Raw genomic sequence first — 23,618 nt, 5'->3', positions numbered from 1 at the left:
GTAATTTATTCAGGGTCAAATAATTTGGGGTAACATTATTAAGGATTTTGATATGAAGTATGCTGTTACTTTTTGTACCACCGATCGGGAAGTAGGTAGTAACCCATTGTGGCATAGTTGTTTATTGCTTTCAAAGCTCGATGAAACCAATAAAATGCTGGAAGTAGTTGATAACTGGGGATTTTACGGTTTGCCAACAACAACACGAAGTAATTCCTGGTTGGATCAATTAAAAATTAAAATTGGCTTGGATGTTGATTTGGTTGGTAATCATGGAATGTTGAAGCACGAAGAACTCAGGTTCCTCGATCGAGGTTATGGTTTGCATGGGGTTACTTTCGAGTTAACGAAAGAGCAGTTCGAATTATTACAGAAAAAATGTTTGCAGATGGTAACTGATCAGGACACGGCGATAAATGAGTTTGTCGAAACCCAAGGCATCAAGGGAAAGCCGCCTGAGAAAACCAGAATTTATCCTCACGAACAATTTTCAAGATTAATTTATGAAACAGAAAAGATAAAAGCCGAACAGCAAGCGAGAGAAGCCAGATTAAAGCCTTTTGAGCTGCGTTTGACCTGGGGATTATTTGGGCCTAGTTTAGCTCTTTCCAAAAATTGTAAAACTCAAGCGTTGTCATTGCTGTCTTATGTGTTATCGAAGGAGCAAATTGATCGGCTCACTGAATATGACGAACATCCCACAGTGCCAAGGCGTAGCGGCCCAATGGAGCCAATTTTTTTACACAGTACAGGCCCTTTACGAAAGCATAAGAAGTCTTCTGGAGACATGGTTCACTATCGTGATTTAAAGGATCCGGAGGTGAAGACCTATTGGACGGTTCCTCCTCAAGAGATCGAAGCGTTGTCAGAGGATACAATCAGGTTATTGCAAGTCGATGAAGAATACTGTGATGAAGTAAAAACCATTGTCAGTAAACTACAACGTTTGGAATGGTTATTGAGAAATGCCAAACTACCTGAAAAATATCGGCTTTATCAAGAAGAGTTAATTAATAAAGTCATTGAGTGTTATAAAGCCTTCTCTATCATTGAGCCTAAGAAAGAGGAGCCCAAAATCGGAGGTTGGTATGGCTGGACGCTTTCTTTATTTTCAGCCCCAAGAAATGATGAGGAAAGAACATTACAAGATAAAATAAAAAATGCAAAATGGCTGTTTAACACCATTTACATGGCTATTGTTGATAATTATCAAATTGATGATGATTTCCCTATGGAAAATAGAAATGCCCCTCAAAATGAAGAAGTTGGTGAAGATAATTTTAAAAATATGGTTGAATCAGTGGCTTCCTATTTATACAAAGAAGATAAAATCAATCTTTGTAAAATTATCGGGCGTACGTATTGCGAAGATTATTGTGAAGAAGTTCAAGGAAAAGAAATCCCCGGGATACTTCCACATTTGTCTTGAGCAAAAGATAGGAGATGTACTAATTTGACAAAGAATGAAATAATATGTTTTTGGAATGGGAAGAATCTCACCCAGTTATTTATTTAATATTCTTTTTCATTGTGGCGCTAAGCAATTTAGCCTAGCAAAGATTTTATTTAAAAAATTATCTTTTAAAGGTTCATGATGAGTATCCCATTGAAATATAAGGGAATTATTTTTATCCTTCTAAGTAACTTAATTTTAAGCGCTGGTTCTCCTGTAACAGCAAAGCTTATTAATATTGGCAGCCATCATCTTGAGAATGGCAGAAATCCGATTTCTTTTTGTAACGTACTTTTTGCCGGTAATTTGATCGCACTTCTTACACTTCTTTTAATTCACCAAAATCAACTGAGGACATTTACAATAAAAAAAATGACTATAAGTCGTTGGCTGTTAGTTTTTGCCGGAGGAATAGTTTCTGGAGTTCTTACTCCAACATTTTATTTCTTTGGAATTATGTTCGCTAATGTAATTAATGTGATTTTAATTTCAACGCTTGAAATTCCTATTACTTTATTTTTTGGATGGATTTTTTTTAATGAAAGCCCTTCAGCCCGCATGTTAGTTAGTGCTTTGTTGACTATGATAGGTATTGTCTTAATTGTTTTGTTGCAAAGTTTTATGTATCAGGCTTTACCCGCAAGTTCCTTAGCTGCAATTCCTGCTGGCCCCCTGTATTCTTTTTTAGCCTCATTTTCATATTCGGGTGAAGTTTGTATTTTATTAGCTGTTATTGCAACTTCTTCTTCCACTGTCATTAGTTATCATACTGTACGTGTTGTTCCTGCCGGAATTTTTACTATTTTTCGTATGGCAATTGGCGTAGTCTTTTTCTTTTTTATCGTGGTAGTATTGTATGGTTTTAAACATTTCGCTGATCTTTTTTCTCCCTTTCTCTGGAAATGGATGCTATTTTACGGAAGCATTATTGTCGCAATAAGGATTTATTTAAATTTTGTAGGGGTGCAATATGCCAAAGTAGCAGAAGTAGCGATTGGTGCTGCCATTGTCCCTGTTGCGTCTGTTTTCTTTGCCTACCTCATTTTAGGTGTAATACCTGGTTACGCACAAATTATAGGTGGAAGCATAATTCTTGTTGGAATTATTTTAGCTCTTTCAGATAAAATTGAAAAACCCAAGGTATCACCTGTCCTGGAAAAACCCCCGGCATTTTCCGGAGTATAATAGCAAATAAAATCTATAACCTCCTTTAACTAATAACCAGGTATTTGCATGGGAAAACATTCTCGTCATTTAAGAATACAAGATCGTATCCAACCATGAGTATTTATTGACTGGTAAATCGATACTGGGATAGCGAGTGATTTAAGATTTCATAAAGCTACAATCTATAGAGAATTAGAGTGTAACAGCAGTCGACAGGACTACCGACGTGATTTTAACTGGATGGTTTCCTCTACAATTTTTTCTGGCTTTTGTTCAGTTCTACGCAGTTTGTGTAATGTTTCCCGATGAATTTGGACTGTTGATTCACGAGAACTCTGCTCTGTAGTCTCTAGCGAAACAAGACTATCTGATTTTGTAAGAACCTGGTTATTCGTCGTTGGGCTGCGAGTAGTTTTCCACTTGGCAAGTTTTTCAGAATGCTCTAAATCCGGGTTTCTTGTGCGAGTAAGATTATCATTATCTTTAGAATTTGATGGAACCCTTGATGAAACAGGAGGTGACGGTGTTGATTCTGAGTGTTGAAATGCGGATTCAGAAGGGAGTGTTTTCTCTTCCAGTTCCACTTTTGAATTCAAAAGTGGGAATTCCTTATTAAAGAAATCAAGAAAATCTTTGGCTTTTTCTGATGTAGTACTTTTGGTAATTCCCAAGCGTGCAAAAAGATTAAATATTTGTTGCTCATGACGAACAAGAGCAGCCTCTTGAAGCTCTTTAAGTTGAGTTTGCAGCTCTTTTATTTCATTACGAGTGGGAAGATGGGATTCATTGAGACGGACATTGACTTTGTTTAAATTAGAATTTATATCATGTAATATTCTTCTTTCTTTTTCTATAGATTCCTCTGCCCCAAATATCCGGTCTAGCCATTTAAAAAAGAAATTTTTGGGAGGCTTTTCTGGAAAAGCTTCCTTCAGAGAAGTTATTATTTCAGTGTATCGTTTCACCTCACCAGTAATAAGGTCATCAACTTGCCCAGATTCTCTGTCAATCATTTCATAATAACTTTTGGGATCTGACGTTTCACTCTTCTCTTTAATTTTACCAAGAGCTTCTTGTTTTAAATTTCTAAATTTAGTGAATTGTTCCTCAGAACCGGCACTTTCTAACAAGACATCATATTTTTTTGACATCTCCAGTTCTTTTACAACACTTTGCGGTAAGGCGATAGGTGGACTAAATTTTAACAGAATCTCGGGATTTTCTGATAAGGCTTTTCCGGGGTTTTCTTTATACCAATCATTTATCTTTTGTCTCCAGCCAGTGTCAGTCCCTCCCTTATTAAACTTATAATTATAAACATATAACCATTGATCTCTTCCGTATACTCTATATTTACTGTCGGTATCCTCTTTATTATGGTCTGATAATCCCTTATCCAGATCGATGAGCTTTATACCGTCTTCTGTGAAAATCTCATTTTGAAAACTTTTATGAAAAGGGTCATTAGAGTAATCTGGATGCGATAAACCTAACTCATTAGCTTTCTTGAGAGCTAGAATAAATTCATTGAATGCCTCAGGATAATCCTCTTTTGAATAATCCCTTTTAGTTACCCTGGGCATGAAAAAATCTTTGCCTTCTCCTTTGGTATTCCATAGGCCAAAAACAAAATATTTTTCAATATGATGCTCGGAAAGAAGAAATTTTTGTTTTAAGATTTCAATATTTCTATCTGTGTTTATATTTGGATCTTTGCGATCTTTGGGCCTTTTAAAAATTCCCCGCTTAACAACTTTGTCTGGTGTTTCCTCCCTAACAATACCTTCCACTCCCCTACCTAAAACCTCAGCAGCTTCTCTGTTTTTTTTTATGTCTTCACCTTTGTGACTACGCCACATTTGAACAAAACTAAGTGGTTCTTGCTTATCTTTATTATAACGAACAGCATAAACATTTTTTTCATAACGAAAAATTTTAAATTCATTCTGATCCTTCATCAAATAATCATGAGTGATATCGTCTCCCTGAATAATCTTGGCAAGATTTGGCATAGTGTTTTTTAGTCTCAGTAATTACTCTTAATTTAAATTATAAGACCAGTAAAATATTAATTCAATTTGAGCATAAATTGGTTGTTTTCCTCAAAATAAATGTTAGCAAGGACAAATAGGGGGCATTAAGATGGAAAATTCTCGATGAAGCTTATACCTTGAGAATGTCAGGAGTTTAGCTCCTGCTTTATTTTCAAGGTGGAATTTAACCAAAGCTCCAATTTGCCCCTAATTTAATCTGTTCTAAAGTAGGGTTTGAGGCGGTACGAAAAATAGCATAGGAATTTCCTAAAGAATCTCTTATGACATTGTTAAATACGTAATCTTCCATTTTGTTCCAATCCCATTCAAGACGAATATTTAACCGAGGTATCACTTGAATTTCCATACCCAGTCCCAGTTGGAGTCCTTCCGAATCTACAGGTCGGTTAAGATTTCCACTGAAAGAACCAAATGGAGCAGTACCGGTTTGTATAATGTTTCCATTTAACCTAACATCACTCACGATGTAGCCTGCTCGTCCATAAAAAAGACCTTGCGGGATGAGGTATATACCCGGTCTTATAGCAACACCAGCCAGCCATTTTTGTTTAAAGGAACCGATTAATTGACGGGTATAAAATATATTAGAGTCTAATAAATTAAAATCTGCAGAATGAGAGCTTCGATTGTAGAATCCTTCAAGTGCAATAGAATACCTGGTTAACAAAGGATATTTATAACCTAAATAGATTTCCCCACCAACTCCTGTTCCATTTAAAACCGAGACATCTTGGTCAATAAATGATAAGGGAGGAGTTAAATCACGGCGATTAAAATTATAATAACCGGTGTCTTTGCTAATTGAAGCTCCCAAATAAACTCCTTGCCCGGATAATGAATTTCCTTGTGAAGTCTTTCCATAGAAAATAGATGGTGTGATGAAGAATAAAAAGAAGAAAAAAACGGATATGAGTTGTATTCTAACTCTGGCAGGGACACACACACAAAACTCCTTTTTCAACTCAAAATATTCATATTTTTATGAAAATACAGCCTTCTATTGAATATTGTCAACTTATTTGAAGCTAATTATCGTGTGAGCTATCTTGATTGAGGTGATCTGTGAATTTACCTCAAATATTAAAACAATATCCAGTTAGTAATCATTTGACCTAATTAAATTAGATGTACTATAAGTTTATGTAATATATATAGTTAAGGTAAAACGATATGCCTATTATTTTGCGGATCTCATTGTTATCTGTTGCGGCAATTCTTGTCTTATGGGGTATAGGCTTATTAACTCAGGATACAAGGATTCTAACTTACTGGCTTTGGCCTGATGCTCCTTGGTTGAGTCATGTATTCATGGCGAGTGCTTTTTTTGCTAGTGCTGGCTCTTATGTATATTGTAGTATTTTTAAGCGACTAGCTGCTTTGCGTGCTGCCTCGCTTAGTGGGGTCATCTCTTATGGGGGTTGCAGCATGTATTTACTGCTTCAGTCTACTCAGTCTACTCAAACCTACGATCAGGGGCGTTTATTAATGTGGGGTGAGATAGCTCTTTTTCTCCTAATTATAAATGTTCTTTTTTTTATTGTTGCACGTCGTGGTGAATTTCACTCGCGCAAAGAGTTCCCTGGTCTACTTAAAGGGATTATGGGTTTAGTTATCGTTGCTAATCTTTGGGTTGGGTTGAGATTAATTGCAAATACGGATGCTTTTGCTTGGGTACTCGCTCCAGAAATGGCCATCATTTATGGTTGGATTTTGCTTGGAGCAGCTATTTATACTGTGTTGATTTTACTTGAGCCTTATTGGGAAAATATTGGTGGTTTATTTTTAGCTTTTTTGGGCTATGATCTTGTTTTAATTTTTCCATTAATTTATTTATTATTTTACCCGGAAATAGCTCCCGTTCATTTTGCCCGAGTTGTCGTTTATTTTATATTGGTTCTCTTAACCCTTCTAACCACTTTATGTTACAGCATAAAGGCTTTTCGTTCGGTCTTTCGAAGTGGACATTCTGATTATTAGTATCATATTTTTGAGGAAGTATTCTCACTTTAAAATACATATAATTATGAGTATATTTTTTTAATTGAAGTATACACTTTAGAATGATAAATTATGTTCACGCAAGCAAACAAGTGAGCATAAAAGGATGTTTTTAACCATAAATGATTTACAAGGCCAAATTCAATTGGCTAAAAAGAGATTGTATGTTTTGGCCAAGAATTGGCTGGAAACTCAAAAGGAAGTAATAAACTCAAAGGATAGAGTGAACTGGCTTAATGCATTTCAAGCATCGACAAAAGAAGAAATGCAGCAGATATTAAAATCGACGGGTTTCCCCCTGATACGCAACGTAAGCTTGGTTAATCAATCAGAAGAGGCAATAGAACAAGAAGGCTTGGATCAATCCTCCTCTTTAATTCTCTCAGAAAATCAATTCGGGCAATCCCATTTGAAATCGGTTCCTAAAGTTGTCTATGTATGTAATTCATCAAAAGATAGTGAAGTGCTTACGAGATTATGCCAGCTGACTACTTTAATGGAGCAATTGCATACATTAGAGGAACTGACTTCTGAAGTTCAAACGAATGTCCATTTTAGAGGTTTAAATTTGGCTTATCGTATGGCACGTAGTATCAATAAAGAGTGGCGTGATGTTGAAAAGGGTCGTGAAACCATAGACTACTACTCGGGTCGTTTACAGGTAGCTGAAAGCCAATATCAATTGGCATCCGATTTTTGCAAAGAGTCTTTAAAGATTTATCGTGAGCAATTAGAAGCACGGATAATGTATTTCAATGAGACGCTAAGTTTTTTTGTTGAATGTTTGTCCGAGTCTTTTGCTTCTGTAAAAGATGAAAGATATTGGATAACAAGATTTTTACTTTCTCCTTTGCCCTGGCATAGCATGCTTAATGAGGTGGCCAGTATATTGTTTGCAAAAGATGGTTTCATTAATCCAACAGCGGATACTCTCCAAGTGGGATTCCCACGATTGAAATCGATAACAGAAAGATATGCTGGTTTGATGAAGATGCCTTACGTTGCTTTGGAACAGGAATTGCAAACAAAAATAGAAAAAGCGGAAAATGAACAACAAACAGCCAGAGAGAATTTGCAATCCATGTCCGGAGAATTGGATATAGTGATACATATGCAGTCTCAAAGGCAATTAGCGGCGTTGTTGTTCCCTACGCAACCTTTAAGTATGTTGGGATTTTTCCAGGGAATAGCTGCTGCTATGGGACGGAATCAATTTTACTCAACTTTTGTTGGGAGAAATCTGGAACAGGTCTCTAACAGGTTGGAATATGATCAATCAAACCTTGAGCCAATTAATTATTCAAATGAGTTAAGCTAAAGAGCCGAACCGGTTAATTACCGGTTCGGTTGTTTCGAACTTAGAGCGACGGAAACTCCGGATTAGGCAGCCATCGCCTTGAGGCGAGCGACCAGACGGCCTTTAATACGTGCTGCTTTGTTTTTATGAATTAAGCCTTTATTGGCAGCTTTGTCTATCACTGGTTGTGCTTTGGAATAAGCAGCACGAGCAGCTTCTTGATCCCCAGACTCTACGGCTTTCAGCACATTTTTAATGTAAGTGCGGTACATGGAACGCGCGCTGGCGTTATGTTGGCGCAATTTGACGTTTTGACGTGCACGCTTAATCGCTGATTTGATATTTGCCACTTAAAAATCTCCACTCAATCAGATATTGCAAAAGATATAGATCTTGCACAATGAGTTAGAATTTGTCAATAGACCTCCAGAGAACCTTTTTGCATTTATATATCTATTTACTATTTAATATTGAAATCGAACTGGATTAGTTTAGAGTAACCTCTATATAAATGCTGCATATTTTGTTCATCTAACTATATAAAAAGCTTTTCCACACCTTATATATCGAACTCATGTCCGTTTAGGTATATCATAAGGAAAACTATTTTATTTAAAACGCCATGCCAACGATGGATATTATGGTACCCAAAAAACAAAGCTTGATACGATCCACGACCCTCGTCTCATTAATGACATTTATTTCAAGAATAGTGGGATTTGCCCGAGACATGGTTCTTGCCAATTTTTTTGGGGCTCAAGCTGGCATGGATGCTTTTTTTGTTGCTTTCAGGATACCGAATTTTATGCGGCGTCTTTTTGCTGAAGGGGCTTTTTCTCAAGCATTTGTCCCGGTATTGGCCGAATATCAAAAGACCCGTTCTCCAGAAGACATTCGTACTTTTATTGCTCGTATTTCAGGTTATTTGAGTTCGATATTGGCTTTGGTTACTGTCGTGGGGATAGTCGCATCTCCAGTGATTATCTTTTTGTTTGCTCCGGGTTTTAATCATGATAGTACTCGGGCTGAATTGGCAACCCAGATGCTTCGTATCACTTTTCCCTATTTGATGTTAGTTTCGTTAACGGCAATGGCAGGAGCAATACTGAATACTTATGGTTATTTTGGAGTTCCGGCATTTACTCCAGTGTTGCTTAACATCAGTATGATATTATCTGCAATGTATTTATGTCCCAGTTTGCCACAACCTGTTGTTGGTTTGGCATGGGGAGTGTTAATTGCTGGCATAGTCCAATTACTCTTTCAATTGCCATTTTTATATCAACGCAACTTGCTTATCAGACCTAGAGTAGTTCGGGATGATCCAGGGGTAAATAAAGTTCTTAAGTTGATGATACCTGCCTTGTTTGGTGTTTCAATCGCGCAACTTAATTTGATGGTGGATAGTATTTTTGCTTCTTTTCTAAAAATAGGGAGTGTCTCTTGGTTATATTATACTGACAGATTGACTGATTTTCCTTTAGGTGTTTTTGGCGTTGCCATTGCAACGGTTATCCTACCCCATCTTTCCAGAAAACATGCGGAGCAAAGTATTAGCCAATTTTCCCGTGCTTTGGATTGGGGGCTGCGTTCGATTTTATTAATAGGAATTCCAGCGGGTTTAGGGTTGTCTCTTTTCGCCTTACCATTAATTGCCAGTTGTTTCGCTTATGGAAAATTTACTGCTTATGATTTGCTGCAAACTCAAAAAAGCTTGATTACACTTGCTGCAGGTGTTCCAGCTTTTATGATGGTCAAAGTGTTGGCTTCCGGTTTTTATGCTCGCCAGGATATCAGTACACCTGTGAAAGTGGGTGCTGTTGCCATGCTGGTTAATACTGTTTTATGTTTTGTATTTGTTTGGCACCTTGCTCACGCTGGATTGACTTTGGCTTCGGCTTTAGCAGGATATGTCAATTGCGGTATTTTATTGTTTTTGTTGATAAAAAGAGGATTATTCAAACCTTCTCCCGGATGGTTGAAATATAGTCTCCAGCTGTTGGTAGCTAACTCTGTGATTAGTGTTTATTTATATTTTATGAGTGGGACAACGACTTATTGGCTTAGCTTCCCTCCTATGATGCGTTTGAGTTTGTTGTTGGCTCATGTGTTTGCCACAATAGTCATATATTTATTGGTTTTAGGTATAATAGGGGTTAGACCTAACCACTTTCGTGGTCAGATGAAGGATTAAAAATGATGCAAGCTGATGTATTTTATAAAAGTCGTGGTGATAGAGTTGTTCCTGTATACCTTATTTCTCAAACACAATGGGAAGATGGCATTGAAGAGCTAACCCCTGTGGAACGAAATTGTTTTTTTGTTCGACAATTTAAGGGTAAATTGGGTGATCATTGTTTTATTCTGAATGCTGATGGCGTGATAGAAAAGGCATTTATTGGCTCAGGAGCCGGTAATCAGGAAACTGCCTTGGCTAATGCGGCTCTTTTGTTACCCCCAGGAAGCTACCAATTGCAAGATGAGTTAATCCATGAAGCAGCTGTGGCTTGGGGATTAGCGCAATATCGATTTGATGAGTATAAAAAAAATGAATGGCAGGTTCGAGTATTAATCGTTGAAGAAAATGAAATTACTAGTATTTTAGCTTTAACCAATTCTTTATTTTTAGTGCGTAACCTGATTAATAAACCAACTTGTGATATGGGACCGGAAGCATTGGCTTGTGTAGTAGAGCAACTGGCTAAAACTCATAAGGCTCAATTCAAACAATGGATTGGAGAGGAACTTATAAAGGATAATTTTCCAGCCATTCATGCTGTTGGGCGAGCTTCCGCTTCAGCACCTCGATTGTTGTCTTTGAGCTGGGGCAATGAAAAGCATCCACGAGTGACCTTAATTGGGAAGGGAGTGTGTTTTGATAGTGGAGGTCTTGATATCAAACCTTCATCAGGCATGCGTTTAATGAAAAAAGATATGGGAGGCGCTGCTCATGTTATAGGGCTAGCACAATGGATAATGATGAGGCGCCTTCCCATTCGATTACAAGTGTTGGTTCCTGCTGTTGAAAACTCTATTGGTCCTAATGCGTTTAGACCAGGAGATATCTTAACCATGCGCAATGGATTAACTGTAGAAATTGAAAACACGGATGCGGAAGGACGTTTGATTTTGGCAGATACCTTGGTGAAGGCATGTGAAGAAAAACCGGATTTAATAATTGATTTTGCTACTTTAACAGGCGCTGCCCGTATCGCATTGGGTACTGAAATAGCAGCCATGTTTTCTAATCATGACCAACTGGCTCAACGATTAATAGACGCATCTAATAAAGTCTCAGACCCTGTTTGGCGCTTGCCTTTGTTTTCATCTTACGAAGAGTTATTGAATTCCAATATCGCGGATATATCTAACTCCAGCTCTTCTTCTTACGCAGGTGCCATTACTGCTGGCTTATTTCTTCAACGATTTGTGACAAAATCAACTCCTTGGGTTCATTTTGATATCATGGCTTGGAATAATGCAAGCAAACCAGGAAAACCTGAAGGTGGTGAAGCAATGGCTTTGCGAACAGTTGCTGAGTATTTGTTGCAGATTTATGGATAGGAATTTAATAGGAGTTAGCTATGTTTGTCACTTTTAGTTGCGATGCGTATGAGAACATTACATATTTTAATGATGTGGCGAAACAATTGTTATTGTTAATGGGACATGGTGGTGCAATTCCCGGCGCTATTAAGTCAGAAAATGTATCAGATGCTTTGAGTCATTTACAACAGGGATTAGAAAAGATTAAAAATCAAAAAACACCAGTGGAAGATGAGGATGATCAAGAATCCGAAATTAGCTTGGCTAAAAGAGCAATTCCATTAGTTTATTTATTACAAGCCGCTATAAAAAAAGATTGTGATGTGCTTTGGTCTTATTCAAAATCACCAGGTTAAAATTTAACTGCTTATTTAATGTGGCAAACTATATCCGCTTCCTTACGGTCGCGGCTCGGTTTTGCGCCATTATAATCCGAGCCGCGACCGTAAGGGAGCTGATGTGTAATAACTTCTGTGAATAGTATAATTAGCCGAATAAATCAGGTAGCTAACATTAAAAGACACTATATTTAACAAGGTTTTGAACGATTACAACTTATTCAATAGAATGAGTATGGAGTTCACATCCTTTGCTTCGATATTCTTTGTAATGTAAGCGGCTTAATTCTTTCTCAGTTTCTACATTACTAACCAGTTCAATGATTCGTTTAAATCGAGTGTAAAAAGTTGGGATGTTACTCGATAGATTTAATAAAATATCAGTAAATCCTCTAGGTTCTTTGTTATAGCCAATTTGTACTGGAGGTGGTGGCTCTGGTCCTTCTCCTTGCAAATTATGTGGAATAAAACTTTCGTCCTTAAAGGTCCATAAAAATTCATCAAGGTATTCTGCTTGTTGTTGATTATCGCAAAAGACAAAAATTGTATGGCCCCTGGTATAGGCTTTTTCGATTAGACGACAAGCAACCAACCAACGGGATTCAGGCTGGTTACTAGCTAATAAATAAAAATCAACGCGAATTGGTGACATGACGTAATAATTGAGTTAATAAAGGAACAGGTCGTCCTGTTGCATTGCGCTTCTTTCCAGAAATCCATGCCGTGCCGGCGATGTCCAAATGAGCCCAACGATATTTTTCAGTAAATCGTGATAAGAAACAGGCTGCAGTAATACTTCCTGCAGTGCGATCAAAACTGGCATTGATCATATCGGCCAACGGACTATCCAATGCCTCTTGGTAGGTATCATCCATAGGCATGCGCCAAACTTTATCCTGGCTTTCATTAGCGGCACGTTCAATTGATTCGGCCAGTCGATCATCTTTAGTCATATAACCGGTAGCTACATTGCCTAAAGCAACGATTATTGCTCCTGTTAAGGTAGCAATATCAATCACAAACTCTGGATTATATTGCTCTGCGTAGGTTAAGGCATCAGCTAACACTAGCCGACCCTCTGCATCGGTATTAATAATTTCAACTGTCTGTCCGGACATGGTAGTTATAATGTCTCCTGATTTTACAGCTGAACCACTAATCAGGTTTTCAGCGCTCGCAATAATTCCAATAAGATTGATGGGTAATTTCAGTAAAGCACAGGCTTTTATGGTTCCCAGGACACTGGCAGCACCAGACATATCGTATTTCATTTCATCCATTGCATTAGCTGGCTTTATTGATAAGCCCCCAGAATCGAAGGTAATCCCTTTACCAACAAGAATTACCGGGGCTGAGTTTTTGTCGCCCTGATAATGAATATCTATTAATCTTGGCGGTTGGTCACTGCCTTGAGACACTGCCAGTAATGCCCCCATACCCATTTCCCGCATTTCCTCTGGCCCTATAATTTTGCAGCTTATCTGGTCAAATTGCTTGGATAATGAAATGGCTTGTTCACCAAGATAAGTAGGTGTACAAATATTTGCTGGCATATTGGCTAAATTACGGCAAAATTCAACTCCGTTAACAATGGCATTGGCCATCTCAAGACTTTTTTCAGTAGCCCCCGGCAAATGGAATACAACAGACTCTAATTTGTGGGTTTTTGAATTTTTAGTTTTAAAATCAAGAAGTTGGTATCGTAAATTATCAATTTGAACTATCATTTGTTCTAATTGCCATTCAGCCGACTCCTGGTTTAACCGAGGCATACAGAGGGTAGCAGAAGAAAAACGCTGTTTAATTAGTGCTTCTGTTATTTCCCCCACACGTTTTTGAAGGGCATTGGCACTGAACTCTTCTTTCTTGCCACACTGAATGATTAATAGGCTATATCCCTCAACATCAGTTTGCCATACAATATTACCTGGCTCAGGGGCTCTTCGACAAAGTTTCTTAATCAGCCCTTGCTGTTCATTATCTATGGTGATTGCAAAATCTGGTAATGCTAGATCAGAAAAAATACCCAGTACCAGACATTCACTTGTGATTAATGAGGGGGTATGAGTTAATCCATAATTCATGATATTTTCCTATACCTCTTAAATTAGACGAACAGTTTACCTAAATTGAACAAGTATTTGAATGAAAAGTTCTGTTTTAATCATTTGTTTTAATGGTATTCAATTTTTTAAATAGTCAGTCTTGAATTATCATGATTGATTCTTTATTTATGTTATTCTGAAAAAATTGAATTAATTTATAGCATCCTCTGGGGTATTGAGTAGTGATTATTTTTCGTTATTTGACTAAGGAAGTGTTTCTCACTTTGATCGCATTAACTGCGATATTAGTTCTTATTTTCATGAGTAATCAATTTATACAATATTTAAATCGTGCCGCTTCTGGCTCAATTCCAGGCTTTATTATTATGAAGTTGTTGATGTTGGAATTGCCCAATCTGATGGGTTTACTACTGCCCTTGGGATTTTATGTTGCGCTATTATTGGCTTATGGCCGGTTATATGCTGAAAGCGAAATGACTGTACTCCGAGCTTGTGGTTATGGCCCCAGGCAGTTATTAAAACATAGCTTTATCATGGCAAGTATTGTGTTAGTCGTTGTCGCAGCTGTGATGGTTTGGGCTAGCCCGGTGATTGCTGTTGAACGCACCAAGTTAATACGGTCTACTGGAATCAAGACTTTGATCCAAACTATTATGCCAGGGCGTTTTCATGCAATTAATAGTGGTCAGCAAATCTTTTATGTTCAATCGATGAATCGTGATCACTCACAAGCAGAACAAGTATTTTTGGCAAAGCACACTGTAGAGGATAATAAATTGTTATGGGACGTCTTGTGGGCAGATAAAGCATTTGCAGAGACTAATCCTAAAACAGGTGAAGAATATATCGTGTTGCAAAATGGCAAAGAATATCAGGGTGTTCCTGGCCATGCGGATTACCAGGTTGCAGAATTTGCCAGCTATAAATCAAAATTGCCTAATCCAACTATTGTTATGAATAATGATGCTCGGACTGCTAAAACCAGGGACTTGTGGCCTTTGAATAATCATGATTTGAAAAAGGCTGCTGAATTACAGTGGCGTATTTCTATCCCTTTAATGGTATTAACTTTGACTTTAGTTGCTGTTCCCCTTAGTCGTGTTAATCCACGCTCGGGAAAATATTCAAAACTTTTACCGGCCATTATTATTTATATTTTTTATGCCAATTTTATTTTTGTTTCTCGTGATGCCATTGCAACCGGAAAAATTCCATGGTGGGTAGGTATGTGGTGGGTGCATCTTATTATCGCTATCCTGGGTATCATATTAATTTGGAGAAATCAGGTGAAGCTTGCATGAGCAGAAAAATACTCAATCGCTATATAGCCAAAACGGTTTTATCTGCTATCGGATTAGTTACTTTGATGTTAGTAGGATTGCAGATTTTTATTTTGTTTGTTAATCAAATAGACGATTTGGGTCGAGTGGATTATGGTATCTTGCAGGCGAGTGTTTTTGTCCTATTACAGATGCCATATCAAGTGTATCTGTTTTTCCCTATCGCAAGTTTACTTGGGTGTTTGATTGGACTTGGGGTATTAGCCAACCATAGTGAGCTCGTTGTGATGCGATCAGCGGGGATGTCTATTGCTCAAATAACAGCAGCCGTATTAAAGGCTTCTCTGGTGGTCATTTTATTGATCACGTCTTTAGGTGAAACGATTGTGCCAATAATGGCTCATTATGCCAATGAATATAAGGTTTCCGCATTAACGGGGGGACAGGCTTTGTTGACCCCAAGAGGAGTCTGGGTGCGCCATGGTAATGATTTTGTTTCTATAGGTTCAGTAACGCCAGAAAATACTTTGCAATATGTGAATCAATTTCGCTTTGATAACCAACATAATTTACAATTAGCTCGTCAGATTAGTGAAGTGAAATATGTCAATAACTCATGGATAGCTTATGATGTAAAACAAACCGAATTTGCTCAGGATCATACCAAAGCATATCATTTCAATACTCTTCCGTGGGATGTGGCGGTGAAACCGGAAATTCTTAAAATTACCGGTACCAATCCTGATGAAATGACATTGCATGAGTTGAACCGCTATTTACGTGAGCAAGAACGTAACCACCAAAATGTATCGAGTTATAGGTTTGCTTTTTTTCAAAGAATTACCCAGCCTTTGAACACTATGGTTATGATGATTCTTGCTATCCCTTTTATTTTTGGTCCTTTACGTTCCTCGACTATGGGCTCAAAATTATTGGTAGGTGCCATGACAGGGTTTGGATTTCATATTCTGAATCGTTTTTTTGGCCCGGTGAGTACCGTATTCCAGTGGCCTCCTGAATTGGCTGCTTTTGGCCCCACTATCATATTTTCTTTAATCGGGGTTTATTTAATGCGAAGAGTCAGATAATGGCATTAATTAGACATATGCTTGAATACTTGATTAATCCTTTCTTTTTGTGTGTATTGTCATTAGGTATTTGCATTTTTTTGCTATACCGGCGAGTTTTTCCGGTTTTAACTAAAGTTCTATTATTTAGTGTATTTTTGGTCTTGATTGTGATGAGCACTGGCTGGTTACCTGGTTATTTGACTCATCGATTGGAGTCTCAATACCCTGTAGTGAATCAGATCGATACCAAAATTAAATGGGTAGTTGTTCTCAGCGGGGGGCAAAATCAAGCGGAAGGAATGCCTGCAAATGATTTGCTGACTTCAGCGAGTATTAAGCGATTGGTTGAAGGTATCCGATTATTAAGTGCACTGCCAGATGGAAAATTGCTTTTATCTGGGGGAGGAACTGCTGGTGAACAACCAGAAGCTTTATTATTGGCACAATTAACCAAGTGGTTTTCAATTGCTCCAGAAAAAATTGTTATTGAACCCGTTTCTATTAATACGGCAGAGCAGGCGCGTGAATTAGTTGCGATAGTACATGATCAGCCCTTTTATCTGGTTACCTCGGCTGTCCACATGTCTCGTTCAATGGCATTGTGTCAACAGCAAGGATTGCATCCCATAGCGGCTCCTACTGATTTTACATTTTTTTGGTCTACGGATACATGGGTAAAAATGGTAATACCTAATCCTTATAACCTAGCCTATACCTCAATTGCACTTCATGAAATATTAGGAAAAATTTGGGCTTTGGGCTTTAAGAAATCCATCACACCTTGAGAAAATTAAGTTTTTTGAATTCAATGTTTATACTACTTGCCCTGCAGCCCATCCGGAAGACCATGCCCATTGGAAATTGTACCCACCTAGCCATCCCGTTACATCCAATGCTTCGCCTATGAAATATAGGCCTGGTACTTTATTTGCTTCCATGGTTTTTGAGGAAATATCATTACAATCTACTCCTCCTATTGTAACTTCTGCTGTACGGTAACCTTCTGTACCATTGGGCTTCACTACCCAGTTATGCAGTAAGTGCGAAATGTTTTCCAGATCTTTATTGGAACTGTCTGCCAGTTTTTTTTCGCCAAGCTTTTGAGGAATGAATACTTCTACAACTCGTCTGGGCAAGTATATGGATAACACAGAATTTAACTGTTTATTCGGGTTCTCAATTCGAGCAGATTTTAAAATTTCCAGGAGGTTTTGTTCAGGTAACAAATTAATGCATATATTTTCACCTGGATACCAGTAAGAGGATAGTTGTAAAATAGCCGGTCCACTTAGCCCTCTATGAGTAAAGAGGACATTTTCACGAAATCGGTTTCTTTCATTATTAACCAAACTATCAATGCCTATCCCTGATAATATAGACAATTTATCTTTTTCCGGGACATCCAGAGTAAAAGGTACAAGCCCTGCTCTGGTTGGCCATATTTTAAGACCAAATTGTTCTGCAATTTTGTATGCAAATGGACTAGCTCCCATGGTTGGGATAGAGAGTCCTCCACTGGCAATTACTAGAGAATGGGAATGAAATTTCCCTTTTGTCGTGTTAATCTTAAAGGCATGGTTATCGGCTTTTTGTATTTTTTCTATTACAGTATTTAAATAAATTAATGCACCTTTTTGTTCACATTCTTTAAGCAGCATATCAACGATGTCTTTGGATTTATTATCACAAAATAATTGCCCTAACGTTTTTTCATGAAAGGGAATCTTATGTTTGTTAACGAGATCAATGAAATCCCATTGTGTGTAACGAGTCAGGGCTGATTTGAAAAAATGAGGGTTGTGAGAAAAATATTTGTCTGGTTCAATAAAATAATTGGTGAAATTGCAGCGTCCACCCCCAGACATTAATATTTTTTTCCCGGGCTTATTCGCATGATCAAGCACAAGTACTCGTCTTTTGCGCTTACCTGCTTCAATAGCACACATTAAACCTGCAGCCCCGGCTCCAATAATAATGACATCAATTTCTTGCATAGAGAGTAAGTTGGTTATAAAAATTCAGTCTAATTTGATGTAAAAAATAGTATCATTTTTTGATATCGAACTCACATGAAATATATGCTATAGATCTTATAGCTAAGAAAAGGAATTTTTTATGAATGAAATGGATATTTTGTCTTTATTTTATGATGAAATGATTGAAAGAAGTGTGACCAGAGAGCAAGTATCTTTGAGCATTGAGGAAGATGCTGCAGCGGTACTTACCCATAAGATGGGCAAGCCAGTTTCAGTGGAGGAAGCGCAGAAATTAACAGATATATGTATTGCAAACGAATGGCTTGAGAGGACGACCGCTGATCCCTATTATAAATATTTGTCTTTGACAGAAGCAGGTTTGCAAATACTGCTTTCTACTTTATATAAGTGATTTTATGTCATTCTATAACTTGCAAATACTTAAATAGATAGCTGAATAAGCTAAAACATGCCATTGTAGGGTATAATCTTTAGGCAAAACTCGGTAAAATATATCACTTTATTCTTTTTTTATTGTCATTATGCCAAAACGAACCGATATAAAATCTATCCTAATTCTTGGAGCAGGGCCTATTGTCATTGGGCAGGCTTGTGAGTTTGATTACTCTGGAACCCAAGCACTACGTGCTTTGAAAGAAGAAGGATATCGAGTGATACTAGTAAACTCTAATCCAGCAACCATAATGACTGATCCAGAGCTTGCTGACGCAACATATATTGAGCCTGTTCAATGGAAAGAAGTAGCTCGTATTATTGAAATAGAGAGGCCTGACGCTCTATTGCCCACAATGGGCGGGCAGACTGCCTTAAATTGTGCTTTGGATTTGGTAAGAGAAGGGGTTTTAACAAAATATTCTGTCGAAATGATAGGAGCCACACGCGAAGCAATAGACAGAGCGGAAGATAGAGAAAAATTCCGTCAACTCATGATTAAAATTGGCCTGGATATGCCGAGATCAGCGATTGCTCATAGCTTGGAAGAGGCGATTCAAGTACAAGCTCGTTTGGGCTTCCCGACTATCATCAGACCCTCCTTCACCATGGGTGGTAGCGGAGGAGGTATTGCTTACAACCGTGAAGAATTTGAAGAAATTTGTATTAGAGGATTGGAGCTGTCACCAACTCACGAGCTGTTAATTGATGAATCAGTTCTAGGTTGGAAAGAATATGAAATGGAAGTAGTCCGGGATAAAAATGACAATTGTATTATCGTTTGTACCATAGAAAATTTTGATCCTATGGGGGTGCATACTGGTGATTCCATTACAGTGGCTCCGGCTCAAACATTAACCGACAAAGAATATCAGCGCATGCGAGATGCAGCAATTAAGGTGTTAAGGGCGGTTGGCGTGGATACAGGAGGCTCTAACGTTCAATTTGCCATTAATCCTGAAGATGGGCGTATGCTCGTGGTAGAAATGAATCCACGAGTCTCTCGAAGTTCTGCTTTGGCATCAAAAGCCACTGGGTTTCCAATTGCAAAAGTGGCAGCAAAATTGGCTGTAGGATACACCTTGGATGAGTTAAAAAATGAAATTACTGGTGGTAAAACCCCTGCTTCTTTTGAACCCAGCATTGATTATGTAGTGACAAAAGTACCACGATTTAATTTCGATAAATTTCCACAAACTCCAGATACTCTTACTACGCAAATGAAATCAGTTGGAGAGGTCATGGCGATTGGTTCTAACTTTCAAGAATCATTACAGAAAGCCATTAGAGGTTTGGAGATTGGACGATGTGGATTGCATTCGCTATTTCAAAAAGAAGATATGGCTCGTTTGCGTGGGCATTTACGTGAGCCAACTCCGGATAGACTTTGGTATATTGCCGATGCGTTTAGGCAAAATTTGTCACTTGAGGAAATTTATCTGGAAAGTCGAGTTGATCGATGGTTTTTAGCTCAAATTCAAGAGTTAGTTCTTTTAGAGCGCTCTGTAGCTGGAAAAGCCATTCAGGAATTGGATAAATCTACCTTGCATTTGATGAAGCACCGAGGTTTCGCAGATGCGTATCTGGCGGAATTTTTGGGTTGTACTGAGGCACAAGTACGGGCAAGACGTATTGAGCTAGGGATCTTGCCTGTTTATAAACGAATTGATTCTTGTGCTGGGGAATTCCCTAGCGATACGGCATATCTATATTCTTGTTATGAAAGCAGTTGTGAGGCAAGACCTGAAATTGATAAGAAAAAAATTATGATTCTAGGTGGTGGTCCCAATAGGATTGGCCAAGGCATCGAGTTTGATTATTGTTGTGTACATGCTGCTTTATCGCTGAGAAAAGCGGGTTATCAGACTATTATGGTGAATTGTAATCCCGAAACAGTTTCTACTGATTTTGATACCTCCGATCGATTATATTTTGAACCTGTTACTTTAGAAGATGTACTATCAATAGTCGAAGTTGAGCGGCCTGAAGGCGTGATTGTGCATTATGGTGGGCAGACACCATTAAAATTAGCCCGTAGTCTGGAAGCTAACGGTGTGAAAATAATAGGTACTTCGCCTGACGCCATTGATATGGCTGAAGATAGGGAACGATTTCAGCAAATGGTTAAAGAATTGAAATTGCATCAGCCTGATAATGGAACAGTTCGAAGTGAAGAAGAAGCAATTGAGTTGGCCAATAAAATTGGCTATCCATTGGTTGTCAGGCCTTCTTATGTGCTTGGTGGCCGAGCTATGGAAATTGTTTATCAAGAAGATGATTTACGATACTACTTATCACATGCGGTCGAAGTATCCAATGATTCACCCGTGTTGCTTGATAAATTTTTAAATGATGCCATAGAAGTAGATATTGATGCGGTTTGTGATGGTAAAGAAGTATTAATCGGAGCCATTATGGAACATATCGAGCAGGCTGGTATTCATTCAGGTGATTCCGCATGCACCTTACCTCCTTTTAGTTTGAGTGTGGTAGTCCAACAGGATTTGATAGAGCAAATACGACAAATGGCATTGAAATTAGGCGTCGTTGGGTTAATTAACGCGCAGTTTGCTATTCAAGCGGATGATATTTACGTGTTGGAAGTTAACCCCCGTGCGTCAAGAACTGTACCCTTTGTCTCAAAGGCTACTGGACTACCATTGGCTAAAATCGCTGCTCTATGTAAAGTAGGAATTAGTTTGACGGATCAAGGGCTGAGTCAAAATCATCATATGCCTTCTTTTTATTCCATTAAATTGCCAGTTTTTCCATTTATTAAATTTTCCGGTGTGGATTCGATTCTTGGTCCAGAAATGAAATCTACAGGAGAAGTGATGGGTATTGCCAAGCGTTTTGGACAAGCTTATGCTAAAGCTCAATTGGGAGCAGGATGCCATATTGCTAAACGACGACGGGCTTTTGTATCAGTACGTGATGCTGATAAAACCCGCGTGGGGGAGATAGCTAAGAGATTGATAGAATTAGGTTTTGAAATTATTGCTACACGGGGCACTGCTTTGGCATTACAAGCTGCTGGCGTAGACTGCAGGAGAGTCTTTAAAGTGGCAGAAGGTAGACCACATGTGCTGGATTTTATAAAAAATAATGAAATTGACTTTATTGTAAATACAACTGAGGGCAAACAAGCGATTGCGGATTCTTTTGCTATCAGACGCAATGCATTGCAGCATAAGGTTAGCTATACTACAACCTTATCAGGTGCTGAGGCAGCTTGTTTGGCCATGAAGTATGAAGATAGGGAAACTGTAACTCGCTTACAAGATTTGCATTAGAGGTAGATATGAGTAAACATCCTATGACAGTTCAGGGTGCGGAAGCCCTAAAATTAGAATTGCATCGTTTAAAGTTTGTAGACCGTCCTCGCATTGTAGAAGCTATTGCGACAGCAAGAGCTCATGGCGATTTGAAAGAAAATGCGGAATATCATGCTGCTCGAGAACAGCAAAGTTTTAATGAGGGACGTATTCAAGAACTTGAGGCCAAGTTATCCCATGCACAAATAATTGATATCAGTAAATTACCGAATAATGGCAAGGTAGTGTTTGGCTCAATCGTGACTATTTGTCATGTATCGACAGGGTCTGAATTGACTTACCAAATAGTTGGTGAAGACGAGGCGGATATCAAATTGAACAAAATATCATACAGCTCTCCTCTTGCACGTGCTTTGATAGGTAAGGAGCTTGATGACAGCGTAACAGTCGATACACCCGGTGGCATGGTGGAGTACGATATTATCGAGGTGAAGTATATAGTAGATTAATAAAAAACGAACACTTTATATTCGAGCATAGCAATTGCTTTTTTAAAAGAGTTGCTATGCTCAAAACCTGCATCAGTTATTATGGTTGATATACTTCTTGCTGAATGCCTCCAACAAGCCATTCTTTACTGTTATCAAATTGACGGAAATGCCAGATTTCGTCCAAGTTAGAGGTTTCACCATTTTCTTTAATAGAGCCAGTAAATTGCACACTTGCGATGGTTGACAAGGATTGCTTAGATACATCAAGTAATTTCGCATCCAGAGAAATTACTTCAGTTTGGTTGGGAACATCACCACGTTCGTCCAGTTGCATTTTAATTTCTGCGAATACTTCAGGCACAGTAAAAGTTTGTAAATCATGAAGATTTTTTTGATCATAAGCTGTTTGCAAGCGTATGAAAGTTACCTTGGCATTGCGAATAAAATTGTCTGTATCAAAATTCATTTCTTGTTGTGCGAACTGAGTACTGCTGCCTCCGTTGCTGTAATTTTGCGTAAACTGTTGGAATGAATTTTGTCGGAATGCTCCAGTCCCGGATTGGGCTGATTGCATCCCTGGCTGCATTTTTCTACGTAAGAAGCTTACGATAAAGAAAATAGCTGAACCAAGAATTAACCAGGTTATTAATCCATTAGCCAAGCCATTACCCATAAATAGGCTGGCTAATAAACCCCCTACTAGAAGACCACCTAATACACCACCCCATCTATTTTTATTGGTTTTTTGTGCCAGTGAAGACGTATTGTGGGTTTTATTGGATGAAAAAAGACTGTTGTGAGAGCGTTGTACACCAAAACTACGTCCACCACCAAAGCGTTTAGCTGAGGCCTCATTAATAATCAAGCCAAAAGACAGTAGGGTGATTAGGAAACATGACAATAGAGTACGCATATTAAATATCCTCTTTTTTAGAATCAGACACATTATATCTGAACTCAAGTCAAGTTGCTTGTTTTCTTAATTCAAATTTGGTTTGTTCTTGAGTTGCCAACAGTAGTATTAAGTTATTTTTGCGATGATGGTGTTATTTTTATTTGGCTGCGATTCAAAATGTCGCCAGATTTTAAAATAACGAACCAGTTGGTATAGGCTCTGCAACAATAACGATGCTGATTTAAACGACTTATAATGA

The 23,618-nt window shown here is 38.1% G+C and carries 20 protein-coding genes; 13 read left to right on the top strand and 7 right to left on the bottom strand.

Translation table 11 applies throughout. The features are described from left to right. Positions 1–52 precede the first annotated feature (52 nt). Entirely contained in the window at positions 53–1,429 is a 1,377-nt protein-coding gene (locus ACZ5EK_RS13940) for a hypothetical protein (RefSeq protein ID WP_464430296.1), read from the top strand. A gap of 165 nt (positions 1,430–1,594) precedes the next feature. Further along, positions 1,595–2,638 (top strand): DMT family transporter, encoded by a 1,044-nt coding sequence (locus tag ACZ5EK_RS13935; RefSeq protein WP_464430294.1) that lies wholly within the window; start codon positions 1,595–1,597, stop codon positions 2,636–2,638. A 200-nt stretch (positions 2,639–2,838) separates the two neighbouring features. Here ACZ5EK_RS13935 and ACZ5EK_RS13930 read toward each other — a convergent pair whose 3' ends face one another. Both ACZ5EK_RS13930 and ACZ5EK_RS13925 read right to left on the bottom strand, forming a co-directional pair. Then, positions 2,839–4,632 carry a hypothetical protein gene (locus tag ACZ5EK_RS13930; RefSeq protein WP_464430293.1) on the bottom strand — a complete coding sequence of 598 codons (1,794 nt, stop codon included), beginning with the start codon at positions 4,630–4,632 and terminating at the stop codon, positions 2,839–2,841. A 205-nt stretch (positions 4,633–4,837) separates the two neighbouring features. Continuing rightward, complete coding sequence (locus ACZ5EK_RS13925; RefSeq protein WP_464430292.1) at positions 4,838–5,617, bottom strand: outer membrane protein; 780 nt, start codon at positions 5,615–5,617, stop codon at positions 4,838–4,840. Between the two features lie 227 nt (positions 5,618–5,844). Here ACZ5EK_RS13925 and ACZ5EK_RS13920 point away from each other — a divergent pair, with 227 nt between their 5' ends. Together ACZ5EK_RS13920 and ACZ5EK_RS13915 are read left to right on the top strand one after the other, a co-directional pair. Next, complete coding sequence (locus tag ACZ5EK_RS13920; protein ID WP_464430291.1) at positions 5,845–6,651, top strand: hypothetical protein; 807 nt, start codon at positions 5,845–5,847, stop codon at positions 6,649–6,651. Between the two features lie 127 nt (positions 6,652–6,778). Continuing rightward, positions 6,779–7,990 carry a lpg2637 family Dot/Icm T4SS effector gene (locus tag ACZ5EK_RS13915; protein WP_464430290.1) on the top strand — a complete coding sequence of 404 codons (1,212 nt, stop codon included), beginning with the start codon at positions 6,779–6,781 and terminating at the stop codon, positions 7,988–7,990. Between the two features lie 62 nt (positions 7,991–8,052). Here the strand turns inward: ACZ5EK_RS13915 and rpsT are convergent, their stop codons facing one another. Further along, entirely contained in the window at positions 8,053–8,319 is a 267-nt protein-coding gene (gene rpsT / locus ACZ5EK_RS13910) for a 30S ribosomal protein S20 (RefSeq protein ID WP_464425314.1), read from the bottom strand. A 272-nt stretch (positions 8,320–8,591) separates the two neighbouring features. On the opposite strand from rpsT, the gene murJ reads away from it, so the two are divergent. The 3 genes from murJ to ACZ5EK_RS13895 are packed head-to-tail and all read left to right on the top strand — an operon-like array spanning position 8,592 to position 11,871. Then, on the top strand, positions 8,592–10,163 hold the full coding sequence (gene murJ / locus ACZ5EK_RS13905; RefSeq protein ID WP_464430289.1) for a murein biosynthesis integral membrane protein MurJ: 1,572 nt from the start codon (positions 8,592–8,594) through the stop codon (positions 10,161–10,163). 5 nt (positions 10,164–10,168) lie between these two features. After that, positions 10,169–11,533: a leucyl aminopeptidase family protein gene (locus tag ACZ5EK_RS13900; protein WP_464432506.1), complete on the top strand. Its 1,365-nt coding sequence runs from the start codon at positions 10,169–10,171 to the stop codon at positions 11,531–11,533. Positions 11,534–11,553: 20 nt separating this feature from the next. After that, complete coding sequence (locus ACZ5EK_RS13895) at positions 11,554–11,871, top strand: DUF1840 domain-containing protein (protein WP_464430288.1); 318 nt, start codon at positions 11,554–11,556, stop codon at positions 11,869–11,871. Between the two features lie 199 nt (positions 11,872–12,070). Here ACZ5EK_RS13895 and ACZ5EK_RS13890 read toward each other — a convergent pair whose 3' ends face one another. Together ACZ5EK_RS13890 and ACZ5EK_RS13885 are read right to left on the bottom strand one after the other, a co-directional pair. After that, positions 12,071–12,505 (bottom strand): DNA polymerase III subunit chi, encoded by a 435-nt coding sequence (locus ACZ5EK_RS13890; RefSeq protein WP_464430287.1) that lies wholly within the window; start codon positions 12,503–12,505, stop codon positions 12,071–12,073. Continuing rightward, a complete protein-coding gene (locus ACZ5EK_RS13885; protein WP_464430285.1) occupies positions 12,486–13,937 on the bottom strand; it encodes a leucyl aminopeptidase in 1,452 nt (483 codons plus the stop codon). The genes ACZ5EK_RS13890 and ACZ5EK_RS13885 overlap by 20 nt, the downstream gene beginning before the upstream one ends. Positions 13,938–14,140: 203 nt before the next feature. Here ACZ5EK_RS13885 and lptF point away from each other — a divergent pair, with 203 nt between their 5' ends. Genes lptF through ACZ5EK_RS13870 form a run of 3 tightly spaced genes read left to right on the top strand, consistent with a single transcriptional unit; the run spans position 14,141 to position 17,054 of the window. Next, entirely contained in the window at positions 14,141–15,220 is a 1,080-nt protein-coding gene (gene lptF / locus ACZ5EK_RS13880) for an LPS export ABC transporter permease LptF (RefSeq protein WP_464430284.1), read from the top strand. Then, positions 15,217–16,287 carry an LPS export ABC transporter permease LptG gene (gene lptG / locus ACZ5EK_RS13875; RefSeq protein WP_464430283.1) on the top strand — a complete coding sequence of 357 codons (1,071 nt, stop codon included), beginning with the start codon at positions 15,217–15,219 and terminating at the stop codon, positions 16,285–16,287. Before lptF ends, lptG begins: the two co-directional genes overlap by 4 nt. Further along, a complete protein-coding gene (locus tag ACZ5EK_RS13870; protein WP_464430281.1) occupies positions 16,287–17,054 on the top strand; it encodes a YdcF family protein in 768 nt (255 codons plus the stop codon). Before lptG ends, ACZ5EK_RS13870 begins: the two co-directional genes overlap by 1 nt. Positions 17,055–17,081: 27 nt before the next feature. Here ACZ5EK_RS13870 and ACZ5EK_RS13865 read toward each other — a convergent pair whose 3' ends face one another. Further along, positions 17,082–18,263: a BaiN/RdsA family NAD(P)/FAD-dependent oxidoreductase gene (locus ACZ5EK_RS13865; RefSeq protein ID WP_464430279.1), complete on the bottom strand. Its 1,182-nt coding sequence runs from the start codon at positions 18,261–18,263 to the stop codon at positions 17,082–17,084. 121 nt (positions 18,264–18,384) lie between these two features. Between ACZ5EK_RS13865 and ACZ5EK_RS13860 the strand changes: the two genes are divergently transcribed. The 3 genes from ACZ5EK_RS13860 to greA all read left to right on the top strand — a co-directional run bounded on the left by ACZ5EK_RS13860 (position 18,385) and on the right by greA (position 22,482). After that, positions 18,385–18,657 carry a hypothetical protein gene (locus ACZ5EK_RS13860; protein WP_464430276.1) on the top strand — a complete coding sequence of 91 codons (273 nt, stop codon included), beginning with the start codon at positions 18,385–18,387 and terminating at the stop codon, positions 18,655–18,657. A 130-nt stretch (positions 18,658–18,787) separates the two neighbouring features. After that, on the top strand, positions 18,788–21,991 hold the full coding sequence (gene carB / locus ACZ5EK_RS13855; protein ID WP_464430272.1) for a carbamoyl-phosphate synthase large subunit: 3,204 nt from the start codon (positions 18,788–18,790) through the stop codon (positions 21,989–21,991). Positions 21,992–21,999: 8 nt separating this feature from the next. Continuing rightward, positions 22,000–22,482: a transcription elongation factor GreA gene (greA, locus tag ACZ5EK_RS13850; RefSeq protein ID WP_464425299.1), complete on the top strand. Its 483-nt coding sequence runs from the start codon at positions 22,000–22,002 to the stop codon at positions 22,480–22,482. Between the two features lie 79 nt (positions 22,483–22,561). On the opposite strand, the gene ACZ5EK_RS13845 is transcribed toward greA, so the two are convergent. Continuing rightward, the gene (locus ACZ5EK_RS13845; protein WP_464430270.1) at positions 22,562–23,377 is read right to left on the bottom strand and encodes a Tim44 domain-containing protein; all 816 of its coding nucleotides are present in this window, start codon (positions 23,375–23,377) and stop codon (positions 22,562–22,564) included. Positions 23,378–23,618: the final 241 nt, after the last annotated feature.

Source organism: Legionella sp. JM-2024, assembly GCF_055389095.1.
Note: the sequence above shows the minus strand (reverse complement) of the source record. Positions and strands in the feature narration are given on the sequence as shown.

Bases quoted from the DNA above. Each gene is read 5' to 3' on its own strand.
- ACZ5EK_RS13940 (WP_464430296.1), top strand. From the start codon at position 53: ATGAAGTATGCTGTTACTTTTTGTACCACCGATCGGGAAGTAGGTAGT.
- ACZ5EK_RS13935 (WP_464430294.1), top strand. From the start codon at position 1,595: ATGAGTATCCCATTGAAATATAAGGGAATTATTTTTATCCTTCTAAGT.
- ACZ5EK_RS13930 (WP_464430293.1), bottom strand. From the start codon at position 4,632: ATGCCAAATCTTGCCAAGATTATTCAGGGAGACGATATCACTCATGAT.
- ACZ5EK_RS13920 (WP_464430291.1), top strand. From the start codon at position 5,845: ATGCCTATTATTTTGCGGATCTCATTGTTATCTGTTGCGGCAATTCTT.
- ACZ5EK_RS13915 (WP_464430290.1), top strand. From the start codon at position 6,779: ATGTTTTTAACCATAAATGATTTACAAGGCCAAATTCAATTGGCTAAA.
- murJ (WP_464430289.1), top strand. From the start codon at position 8,592: ATGCCAACGATGGATATTATGGTACCCAAAAAACAAAGCTTGATACGA.
- ACZ5EK_RS13900 (WP_464432506.1), top strand. From the start codon at position 10,169: ATGCAAGCTGATGTATTTTATAAAAGTCGTGGTGATAGAGTTGTTCCT.
- ACZ5EK_RS13895 (WP_464430288.1), top strand. From the start codon at position 11,554: ATGTTTGTCACTTTTAGTTGCGATGCGTATGAGAACATTACATATTTT.
- ACZ5EK_RS13890 (WP_464430287.1), bottom strand. From the start codon at position 12,505: ATGTCACCAATTCGCGTTGATTTTTATTTATTAGCTAGTAACCAGCCT.
- ACZ5EK_RS13885 (WP_464430285.1), bottom strand. From the start codon at position 13,937: ATGAATTATGGATTAACTCATACCCCCTCATTAATCACAAGTGAATGT.
- lptG (WP_464430283.1), top strand. From the start codon at position 15,217: ATGAGCAGAAAAATACTCAATCGCTATATAGCCAAAACGGTTTTATCT.
- ACZ5EK_RS13870 (WP_464430281.1), top strand. From the start codon at position 16,287: ATGGCATTAATTAGACATATGCTTGAATACTTGATTAATCCTTTCTTT.
- ACZ5EK_RS13865 (WP_464430279.1), bottom strand. From the start codon at position 18,263: ATGCAAGAAATTGATGTCATTATTATTGGAGCCGGGGCTGCAGGTTTA.
- ACZ5EK_RS13860 (WP_464430276.1), top strand. From the start codon at position 18,385: ATGAATGAAATGGATATTTTGTCTTTATTTTATGATGAAATGATTGAA.
- carB (WP_464430272.1), top strand. From the start codon at position 18,788: ATGCCAAAACGAACCGATATAAAATCTATCCTAATTCTTGGAGCAGGG.
- greA (WP_464425299.1), top strand. From the start codon at position 22,000: ATGAGTAAACATCCTATGACAGTTCAGGGTGCGGAAGCCCTAAAATTA.
- ACZ5EK_RS13845 (WP_464430270.1), bottom strand. From the start codon at position 23,377: ATGCGTACTCTATTGTCATGTTTCCTAATCACCCTACTGTCTTTTGGC.